Origin of the sequence: Streptomyces sp. NPDC007901 (assembly GCF_042959465.1) — a bacterium.
Classification (GTDB): Bacteria; Actinomycetota; Actinomycetes; order Streptomycetales; family Streptomycetaceae; genus Streptomyces.
The window spans coordinates 1-9,436 of record NZ_JBIBKW010000061.1 but is presented as its reverse complement, the minus strand read 5'-3'; the positions used below and the strand labels follow the sequence as shown (position 1 = coordinate 9,436).

Below are 9,436 nucleotides of genomic sequence, written 5' to 3'. Positions count from 1 at the left end.
TCCTGGAGCGGGTCGTGGGTCACGACCGCTCATGATCGCGGAGGTGGTGACCCTCCGTTGCTCCGGCACCAAAAGTGATCCAGAACCACGATTCAGGCGTCGCCGACAAACCCCCTGGGCGGCGCGGAGGCGGTAGAGCGCGTTGACCTCCAGCAGCTGGTCGACGACCTCGCGGCAGGCGTCACCGATCTCGGACGCCTGGGTGCGGCACCAGATGGGCGTCTTCATCTGGAAGGCGATTTTCTCCGGCGGGTAGTCGCTCTTGTCGGTGCGTTTTCCCTGCTCAAGTGCCGCGTGGGTCTTGACTAGGTCGCCGTCGAGGAAGACCTGCAGCATGGTCGCGGTGGAGCGGACGTCCACTTTGCGGCCGATCAGCTTCCAGGGCACGGAGTAGAGGGTGCGGCCGACCTTGATGTGGATGTCCGGGCCGACGGTGGCCGTCGACCAGCGGGCCAGGGCGAACGGGGTGGACGGCAGCGGCAGCAGGGCGGCCGCCTCGATGGCGCCGAACACGGCCATCGGCGATGCCCCGCCCAGCGGCCGACACTTCCGTTGCCCGGCGACCTGCTGGCTCCAGGTGACGGCCTCGGCCTGCATGTGCTCGATCGAGGTGAACTCCCGCCCGCGCCAGAACGAGTCGCGGACGTAGGGCATGGGCCGCTCCACCCTGGGCTTGTCCATTGGCTTCGAGGCTCTCGCCGGGTCCACCAACGCGCCATAGTGGGCGGCGAGTTCGGCATACGCCTTGTTGATTTTCGGGTCGTAGAGGTCGGGCTTGTCGACCCCGGTCTTCAGGTTGTCCGGCACGAGACGGCGCGGGATGCCGTCGAAGTAGCGGAAGGCCGCGACGTGCGCTTCGGTCCACGCGTGCTGGTCCAGGTGCAGCACCGGACGGACGAACATGTGCCGTGAGCAGGGAAGCACCATCACGAACGCCCAGACCCGGTGCCGCTTGCCGGTGCGCGGGTTGGTCCACTGCCCCAGGAACCCGTAGTCGATCTGGGCCTCCTCACCCGGCTCGATCTCGTCGCGCAGGACGGTGACCTGCGAGCGGCTCACCTCGTCAGGCAGCGTGGCGTGGACCCACCGGCGGAACGAGGAGATCGACACCTTCAGTTTGTGCTCGTCCCGCAGTCGCTGGTGGATCGTGGAGACCGTCACCGTTCCCAGCAAGTCCAGGATGTAGTCGCGGCGTTGGTCGATGTCGGACCAGGTGACCTGCCGCAGTCTCCTGTCGACGAGGCCGGGGAACCACCCCTCGATCAGCCCGGCCCAGTCAGTCTCGGTCATCGGCGGTCCGCCCGGGGTGATCCCGGACGCCTCCGCCGGAGCCAGGTACTTCCTGACCGTCTTGCGGTCCACCCCCAGTGACGCGGCCAGCGCGCTCTTCGAGCGGCCTGCGTACCAGTGGACGTAGATCTCGGTGATGTCGACCACGTCGAACGTTCTCCTCGCCATCCGGGCTGCCCATCGGCCTGCCGAACCACGGAAGGAGGAACACGGACAGCTCCGCGACGACCAGGTCCCTCGATCCCGGACTCCGCGCTACCCATGGCCAAATAGGAGGAACTGTCACAGAGAGTCACATGACGCTCAAACCGCTCTGCATAGTGAAAATGTCGTGTCTCGGCGATCTCCGGGCAGTCTCAAAGATCTCCGGGCATCCCTACGTCCCGCTCAAGTCCGGACACTCGGGTACCGGCTTACTCATCCCATGCCTTTCCCGGGTCTGGCGGTGGCGGCTGGTCCGCCGGACGATGACTGGATGGGCAAGCGAGAGACGCCGGAGGAAGCGGTCCGCCGACTCGGGCGGGAGGTTTTCGGGTTCCTGGCGGAGGCGGGATTTACCGGACCTAACGACGTCGATGGTGGTTTCGATTATGCCGGTCACGACCTGCGGATCACCATCTACCACTACTTCTGGAAGAACGAAGCTGAAGTGGTCGCAGATGTCGGCATCCTGGGGGACTCTGGCCCCAAGAGCCACGCAAGCATTGCCCAGCTCTACGCCGAGTGCAGCCTCGGGGCCATCAATCATCTGCCAGGCAGCGCCAGCAGCACCAGGCTGGCTGAACTTCGCGTCCGAGCCTTCGCCTCCGCCCTGAGAGCCTTGCTGCCATACCTCCTCACCCCCAATCGCACCGCGCTCGTCCGCCAGGCATCTGCCCGGCCATGACGCTCGATGCCCGGGTGCCGGGCAACGTTGATGTTCCAGTACGGCTCTGCGGCGGGCTGACGCATCAGATCGTAGAGCCGGTCATGGTCTGCCGAGTGCACAGCGACGGATTCGCCGTCCCCAGGGGAAGCCGTGGTCGCCAGGATGGGGAATTATGTGAAGCTGATCATGCAGATCGTGGGGAATTACCTGATCGTCGACAGATAGTTCATGGGTTGTGCCAAGTTATGGGCTTTTCGCCCGTTGCTCGTTTCGCGAGGTTGGAGATCATCGCGAGGCGGATCATGCTTTCGGAGTGGGCGGGTTTGGTCTCGTAGTCGCGGGCGAGGCGGCGGTGCATCATGATCCATCCGAAACTCCGCTCCACTACCCAGCGCCGTGGGATCACGGAGAAGCCTTTGACCTGCTCGTTTCGCGGGACGACGTCGACATCGATGCCGAGAGTGGCACCGTGTTCGATCGCCTTCTTCTTGTAGCCGGTGTCGACCCATGCCTTGCGGATGGTGGGGTGGTCGGCGGCGACGCGGGTGAGGAGCTGGACGCCGGCCTCGTTGTCCGAGACGCTGGCGGCGGTCACCATGACCAGCAGTAACAGGCCGAGAGTGTCGACGACGATGCTGCGTTTGCGGCCGACGATCTTCTTGCCAGCGTCGGCGCCCTGGGTGTCGGTGGGCACGCTGGTAGCGGTCTTGACGCTCTGGGCGTCGATGACGCAGGCGGTGGGCTCGGCGGTGCGTCCTACCCGCTCACGGGCCATTCGTTGCAGGTGGAGGCCGAGTTTCTCGATGGTGCCGTCCGCGGTCCAGGCGCTGAAGTAGCCGAACACGGTGGTGTGTGGCGGGAAGTCGTGGGGCAGGTAGCGCCAGGGAACGCCGGTCCGGTTGAGGAAGAGGATCGCGTTCATGACTTCTCGCAGGTCAGTGATCTTTCCGCCGAGGTTGAGGGAGATCTTTTGCCGCTCGGCCCGCCAGGCCGTCAAGGTTGGTTCCATCAACGCCCAGCGGGCATCGGAGAGATCGCTCAGGTAGGGCTCGCGCTGCTGTGAAGAGGTCATGGAACCACTCATGGACGAGGTCCCCAACCGGGCATATCGCTCGATCGAGCGAGGCAAAAGCCAACTTCAGGGATGTATGCGAACCAGACAGGTGCTATCGGGAGCAATCGGGGTGAAATACGAGTCCCGGTATGGTTCAGCCGAAGAGACATATCGCCTGTTCTGCCTGTACAAGGCGAATCCTGGCGCGGCCTAACTATCGCAAACCGGCGCATAAATGACGCGAACGTCCCCTCAAAGAGCGTTTTGTTCCGGAGAGGTTATTTGGTGGCGCTTCGGGAGGCGAGTGGGTCTGTAACTGCTGAGGTGAGAGTGGTCAAGGCGGGCTTTGCGGCAGGGGACTCCATACCTCTGCCCGTTTGAGTCGAGTTGTTCCTGTCTGATCCCCAAGCGTCCCCGTTTGATGCTGTTTGCGCCCTGGGGATGCGCCGTGCCCGACGGTACTACTGAGTTTTTCGTTAGTTCTGTGGTGTTTGGGGATGGATTGTTAGGCTGGTGTGGGTGAGGAAGGACCATGGGAGTTGCTCGCTGGAGCAGACTCGGTGGATGCCGCGTTCGGCTGCGTCGGCGACGTCGGCGAGGTGGTCTTCGGCAAGGTTGGCCAACTCGCGTGCTTTGATGGCCGACCACAGCAGTTCCACGGGGTTGAGTTCGGGTGCATAGGCCGGAAGCCGTTCCAGCTCAAGCCAGTCCTGTTCGCCCACCCAGGCCCGCATGCCCCGGCTCCAGTGGGCGGACAGTCCGTCCCAGACCAGCACCACCGGCTCGCCGGCGTAGAAGGTCTTGATCTGTTCCAGCACTTCGATCAGGGAAGTGGTGTCGTAGCTGCCCGGCTTGAGGTGGAAGCACAGCCGCGGTCCTCGTTCCCTGTCGGTGGCGTGGTAGCCCAGCGCGGCGGCCATCCCGGCTCGTCTCCAGTTCAGCCGGTGCCGCAGGGTGGGAGTGCGGCCGAGGGGCGCGTAGGTGCGGCGTATCTGGGGCAGCAGGGACACACCCGATTCGTCGAAGAAGACGATCCAGGCACGTTTCTTCACCGCCCCTTTTTGATGCGGGGCCACTCGTGGGCGATCCACCGGGCGATCTCGGTGTCGTCCCGCTCGACGGCCCGGCGCTGGGGGCGCTGCAGGCTCCAGCCCAGCCGCCCGGTCAGCAGCCGCCACACCGACGCCCGTGCCAGCTGTACCCCGGTCAGCCGCTCCACCAGCACACCCACCCGTTCCAGAGTCCATAGATCGGCCTCGAACCCGTGCGCTTGGGCGCCCTGCACCAACGCCGCTTCCACGGCCGCGACTTGAGCGTCATCAAGTTTGGGCGGCCGGCCGCCGGCAGGGCGCCGTCGCAGCGCCTGCGTTCCGCCCTGCCCCCACACGCGTCTCCAACGCCGGACGCTCTCCAGGCAGAGCCCCACCGCCCGCGCGACCTCGGCCTGGGCACACCCCCGCTCGAACATCTCGGCCGCGCGCATGCGACGGGCCTCGGCCAACTGCGGCCGCGTCAAAGGAGGAACAGATACTCCACAGGCATCAGACTCAGCGCGGGAAGACACCACCGGATACTCACACCACTGAAGCCTCCGCACCCACAGAGCTAACGAAAAACTCAGTAGCAGAACTACAGTTCTGTTTGTGGTGGGTGCATGTCATACGAACAGGCCCGGTCATGACGACCGGGCCTGCTAGCGATGGGTTTGTCAGACGGACCGCAGCTGGTCGTTGCGTGTCGGCTCGGAACTTTCCGGATCCCGTTCCGCGGCGGCGCCCCGCTCCGCCTGTTGCCTGGCCGTCGGCGTTGACTCAGGGCAGGCCACATCTGCGCATCCTGCCCACTGGCAGCCCGACTCGCACAAAACGGTCCGGCCCGGAGGCGTAGGTGTGACTCCGGGCCGGACCGCTGTTCGCCAGTACAGACCTGCGGCTACCCGTGCTCGCCGTCGTCCGTCTCGTCGTCGCTGTGCGGGTCGCGTAGCTGCCGCAGTCCCGGAGCCGGCGGCCGGGTGAAGGCGTAGCGGCCCAGGAAGTTGATGTCGTCGTACTGGAGCGGGGAGAGGCGGGCGAGCAGCTCGTCGGTGACCGGGAAGCCGTCGGAGGCCAGTTGCTTGACGGCGGCGTCGATGTAGACACCGCCACCAACCCGGCGTCCCGCTGGCAATTCCCCAGCCCTTGAGCGGGCCAGCCCTCCCGCCCCGACCACCTGTTCGCCCTCCTCAGCGAGATCGGGATCCCAGCAGCTGCTGCCCGCGGCTCTTCCATCCGCCAGCAGCTACTCGAACTGCCAGCCCCCGTCGTCGCGGACGCTCTCGGCTACCACGACAAGACCACCACCTGGCTACGCAACGAGTCCGGCGGGACCTGGAGCCGATACGCCCCGGGGGATCACTCACGGTTCACCGGGTTGGTCGTATCGGCGGTTGGACGTGCGGTGGCGTCGGATCCGACGGTTGAGGGTGTGGCGGCTTAGCTTTTCGTCGGCCGCCGATGCATCGGGCACAGAGCCGAACAGTGCGCTCTTGTTCGCTTGATGCCAACGGATCGCCCTGGGTTCGGTGGCAAGGTGCGCGATCGGCGCCCGGCACGTCGGCCCGGCCTCGGCTGCTGCGTTGAGCAGCCCGATGGCAGCCTCGATGGTGCGCTTACGGGGGTGCGTCTCTGTACCCCGACCCGACTCCCTGTCCGCGGCGTGTCGGTGTGCCTGTCGGTGCGCTGTCGACGCCAACAACGAGGGGCCCTGCCTCGTCACGACACCCGCTGACCAGCCCATTTCACCCTCCAGCACAGGATGAAAGAGGTTCACTGCTTTGACTATCCATAAGCGCAGTGTGCTTGGGCGATGGAAGGCTCCCACGCCTGGATCATGCACGCCCGTCGCCACGCCCGCGACTACGAACGGCTCATCCGGCACTCGGAATCGCTCATCACCTGGGCCGCGATCACCATCATGACCAGGCGCATCACCCGTCGAAACTCCCGCAGGGCGGGGCAGCCGGCCTCCCGCGAAGCCCACCGCGACTGATCGTCTCGGCACTGACGGTCAGCTCTCACCCGGGAAGTCCTCTTTCCCTCGCAGCGATGGTTCCGACTCCAAGCATTCCGATCTTCATCAGGCCACCCCCTGCCCGGGGTTGGCTGCCTGCGGTGTGGTGAGCAGGACGGTCCCGGTCTTGGCCGGGCGGCGGGCGTGTTCAATGGCCGCCTTGAAGTCGGCGAGGTCGTAGCTGGCCGCGACTTCGAGCAGGTCCGGCGTGTTCCGTGCCAAGTCCAGGGCGAAGGCGACGTCCTGGGCCCGCTCCTTCGGGGGGCGGCTCATCCACTGCAACACGGTCACGCCCTGCACGGTCAGCGACCGTTGGATAAGTGGCAGCCTCTCCAGCGGGGTGGTGCCGGAGCCCAGTTGCCCGTAGGAGATGAGGGTGCCGCCGTCGGCGAGCAGCTCGGCGAGGTTCCGGGTCATGGCACCGCCGACGCAGTCGAGGACGACCCGAATGCCCTGCTCGCCGGCTTCGTGGCGGACCTGCTCCCACCAGTCGTCGTCGCAAGTCGCGATCACGGGTAGCGTGGGGTATAGCGTTCGCATCTTTCGGGCACCGGATGCGCTGCGTACGAGGTTGATCAGGGGCAGGTCGTGCCGGACTGCGGCCGCGCTGACCAGACGGCCGACGGAGGAACCGGCGGCCGTCTGGAGGACGGAGCCCTGCTGGCCGCGCAGGGCACTGTCCAGCGCCCGGTACAGCATGCGCAGCGTCAGAGGATTGACCAGCATCAGGGCCGCGGTCTCGTCGCTGACCTCATCCGGCACCGCCACGGCCCGGTCGGCCGCGACCACGACGTACTCGGCCCACGTCCCCGGCGCCGGGAAGACCGCCACGCGCTGACCGGGACCGAATGTGTGCACGTCCGGCCCGACGCTCTCGATGACCCCCATCCCCTCCACTCCGGGAGTTCGGGCACCCGACTGCTGTTCCGGGAGTTCCGACAGTCCCTCCACACCGGCCAGGTCGCCCAGATGGACGGGCCGGACCCGTATGCGAACCAGAACCTGCCCGACGCCGGGACGCGGTCGCTCGGACTCCTCCCTCAGCGTGAGTACCTGTGCGGGTTCTCCCTGCCGGGTGTGCACCACGGTGCGCATGGCTCCTCCACTCACCTATTAATGATGGACAACATTAAAATAATGATGAGGGGTAACCTTGAAAAGGTCAAATACATTCGAGGCGGGAGGGCGGACATGCCACGGATCACCAAGGAAGACAAGGCCAGGAATCGGGAGAACATCGTCGAGGCGGCCGGGCGCTTGTTCCGCGCGCAGGGCATCGACTCCGTCGGGATCGCGGACCTGATGAAGGAAGCGGGCCTGACCCACGGCGGCTTCTACAACCACTTCGCATCCAAGGACGACCTAGCCGCCGAGGTGTGCAACGCCTCGTTCGCGTCGTCTTTGGGCGTCCTAGAGCAGGCCGTCGAGGAAGGGGACGATCCCGCCGGCCCACCGCTGAGGCGAGTGGTGGACGACTATCTCTCGGTCGCCCACCGTGACGCACCGGACGGCGGCTGCCCCTCCGCCTCCCTGGTCACCGACGCCGGGCGGCACAACGACACGATCCAGCGCTCGTACGCAGCCGGCGTGGAAGGGTACCTCGCGGGCTTCGCCGCAGAACTCGCCCGTGAGCAGGATGGGGAGATCACCCCGCAGCAGGCGCGGGACCGGGCGGTGCTGCTACTCAGCAGGCTGGTCGGGGCGATGGTGCTCGCCCGAGCGGTCCGCCACGTCCGGCCCGAACTGTCCGACGAGATTCTGCGGACCTGCCGCGCCCACGCTCTCGACTGATCAGCTTGGGTGGCACGGCCACGGCGGCGCGCCGAAAGGACGCTTTCCTGACCACTGAGGCTGCGCCATTCTCGTTTCCGCAGTTCAGCGGGGCTGGTGTGATACGCCGGTGAGGTCCTCACGCTGACAGGCGAGGTGATCATTAGCACGAGATCGTCCGGCGCGGGCGTTCTCGCGGGTTCTGGCGTGATGTTCGGGGGGTGCTGCGTAGGTTCCGCGTCGGGAGGGATGTTCATGACAGACGTACTGACGTGGACGATCGAGCAGCGGCTTGAGCTGGCGAAACGTACTGAGCTGCTGCGCAAGGAGCTGGGCGAACTCGAGCTGGAAGTGGCCCGGTTGGAGGCCACCGGCGGTGGACGGCGACCGCCGGGCATCGTGTCGCCGGAGCCGGAGCCGGAGCCGGAGCCGGAGCCGGAGCCGGAGCCGGAGCCGGAGCCGGAGCCGGAGCCGGAGCCGGAGCCGGAGCCGGTTGCTGTGACGGTGGGCCCGGGTGCGGGCGGGATGCGGGTGGTGCCCGATCGTGCCGAGGGGATGGGGCTTCAGGCCCTGGCCTCGGAGTACCGCCGGATCATGGAGATCGTGGCGGGGGTGGACGGTCCGGTGATGGCCAAGGACGTCGCCCTCGGACTGGGCCGGGAGACGACCCCGGCGAAGGTCGAGCCGGTCCTGGGCCAGCTGCGCGAACTCTCCGACCGTGGCTGGCTCGTCCGCACCGCATCGGGCCGCTACCGACCACGCTGACCAGTGACGCCGCTGACCGGACGGTCCGATTCCTGCCGTAACGCGAGGGCCCCCGGCGGGAGTTGGTTGATGTGTGACGAAAAACCAGCCCGCCGAGGACGCTCAGGAAGTTGTCTGCCAGGTCCGCCTCCCGCTGTCGAAGCGGACCATCAGCCTCGTCGCCAGCCTGATACGCCGGCGCCGGAACCGGGTGCGCTCTGTCTGGCGCAAGGCCGAACCCGGTAAGCAGGCTGTCATCGTGCTCGCCGTCCTGCGTCACGACCAGCGCCTGGGCGACATGGCCGGCGGCAACGGTGTCGGGCAGTCCACCGTCCGCCGCTGGGTGAAGGAAGTCGTCAAGCTGCTGGCCGCCCGCGCCCCGCGCCTGGACCGGGCGCTGAAGAAGATCACCCGCAGCGGCGGGGTCGTGGTCCTCCTCGACGGCACCCTGATCCGCACCCGCCGCCGCACCGGGAAGGACGACCGGAAGAACTACTCAGGCAAGCACAAGGTCCATGGCAACGCGAGCCGCGTACCCAAGTATGGCGACCAGGGCATCATGGTGTGGGCGCGCACGAGTGATCTTTCTCGCCGTGCAAGAACGTGCGTGAGCCCTGGCCCTCCGTGTGTGGGCTGGACTGTCACCTACCGGGTCCGCGCCC

Annotated in this window: 10 protein-coding genes and 1 pseudogene; 5 read left to right on the top strand and 6 right to left on the bottom strand. The window is 66.6% G+C overall.

The annotated features are described in order from the left end of the window. A partial coding sequence (gene istA / locus ACFZDK_RS55150) for an IS21 family transposase (RefSeq protein ID WP_390986831.1) occupies positions 1-1,437 on the bottom strand: 1,437 nt, incomplete at its 3' end. Positions 1,438-1,765: 328 nt separating this feature from the next. Here istA and ACFZDK_RS55145 point away from each other — a divergent pair. Then, a complete protein-coding gene (locus tag ACFZDK_RS55145; protein WP_390986828.1) occupies positions 1,766-2,176 on the top strand; it encodes a hypothetical protein in 411 nt (136 codons plus the stop codon). 208 nt (positions 2,177-2,384) lie between these two features. On the opposite strand, the gene ACFZDK_RS55140 is transcribed toward ACFZDK_RS55145, so the two are convergent. The 4 genes from ACFZDK_RS55140 to ACFZDK_RS55125 all read right to left on the bottom strand — a co-directional run bounded on the left by ACFZDK_RS55140 (position 2,385) and on the right by ACFZDK_RS55125 (position 5,378). Further along, positions 2,385-3,230, bottom strand: coding sequence for an IS5 family transposase (locus ACFZDK_RS55140; protein ID WP_390986825.1), 846 nt, complete (start codon positions 3,228-3,230; stop codon positions 2,385-2,387). Positions 3,231-3,688: 458 nt separating this feature from the next. Further along, the gene (locus ACFZDK_RS55135) at positions 3,689-4,264 is read right to left on the bottom strand and encodes a transposase (RefSeq protein WP_390986823.1); all 576 of its coding nucleotides are present in this window, start codon (positions 4,262-4,264) and stop codon (positions 3,689-3,691) included. Continuing rightward, positions 4,261-4,695 carry a winged helix-turn-helix domain-containing protein gene (locus tag ACFZDK_RS55130; protein ID WP_390986820.1) on the bottom strand — a complete coding sequence of 145 codons (435 nt, stop codon included), beginning with the start codon at positions 4,693-4,695 and terminating at the stop codon, positions 4,261-4,263. The genes ACFZDK_RS55135 and ACFZDK_RS55130 overlap by 4 nt, the downstream gene beginning before the upstream one ends. A gap of 449 nt (positions 4,696-5,144) precedes the next feature. Continuing rightward, a complete protein-coding gene (locus ACFZDK_RS55125; protein ID WP_390986817.1) occupies positions 5,145-5,378 on the bottom strand; it encodes a Tn3 family transposase in 234 nt (77 codons plus the stop codon). 678 nt (positions 5,379-6,056) lie between these two features. On the opposite strand from ACFZDK_RS55125, the gene ACFZDK_RS55120 reads away from it, so the two are divergent. After that, positions 6,057-6,239: a hypothetical protein gene (locus tag ACFZDK_RS55120; protein WP_390986814.1), complete on the top strand. Its 183-nt coding sequence runs from the start codon at positions 6,057-6,059 to the stop codon at positions 6,237-6,239. An 87-nt stretch (positions 6,240-6,326) separates the two neighbouring features. On the opposite strand, the gene ACFZDK_RS55115 is transcribed toward ACFZDK_RS55120, so the two are convergent. Continuing rightward, positions 6,327-7,355 (bottom strand): zinc-binding dehydrogenase, encoded by a 1,029-nt coding sequence (locus ACFZDK_RS55115; RefSeq protein ID WP_390986811.1) that lies wholly within the window; start codon positions 7,353-7,355, stop codon positions 6,327-6,329. 96 nt (positions 7,356-7,451) lie between these two features. Here ACFZDK_RS55115 and ACFZDK_RS55110 point away from each other — a divergent pair, with 96 nt between their 5' ends. The 3 genes and pseudogenes from ACFZDK_RS55110 to ACFZDK_RS55100 form a co-directional block, all read left to right on the top strand. Then, a complete protein-coding gene (locus ACFZDK_RS55110) occupies positions 7,452-8,051 on the top strand; it encodes a TetR family transcriptional regulator (protein WP_390986809.1) in 600 nt (199 codons plus the stop codon). 234 nt (positions 8,052-8,285) lie between these two features. Continuing rightward, positions 8,286-8,795, top strand: coding sequence for a hypothetical protein (locus ACFZDK_RS55105; protein ID WP_390986806.1), 510 nt, complete (start codon positions 8,286-8,288; stop codon positions 8,793-8,795). Positions 8,796-8,868: 73 nt separating this feature from the next. Then, positions 8,869-9,436 (top strand): annotated as a pseudogene (locus tag ACFZDK_RS55100) (hypothetical protein); the annotation flags it as partial.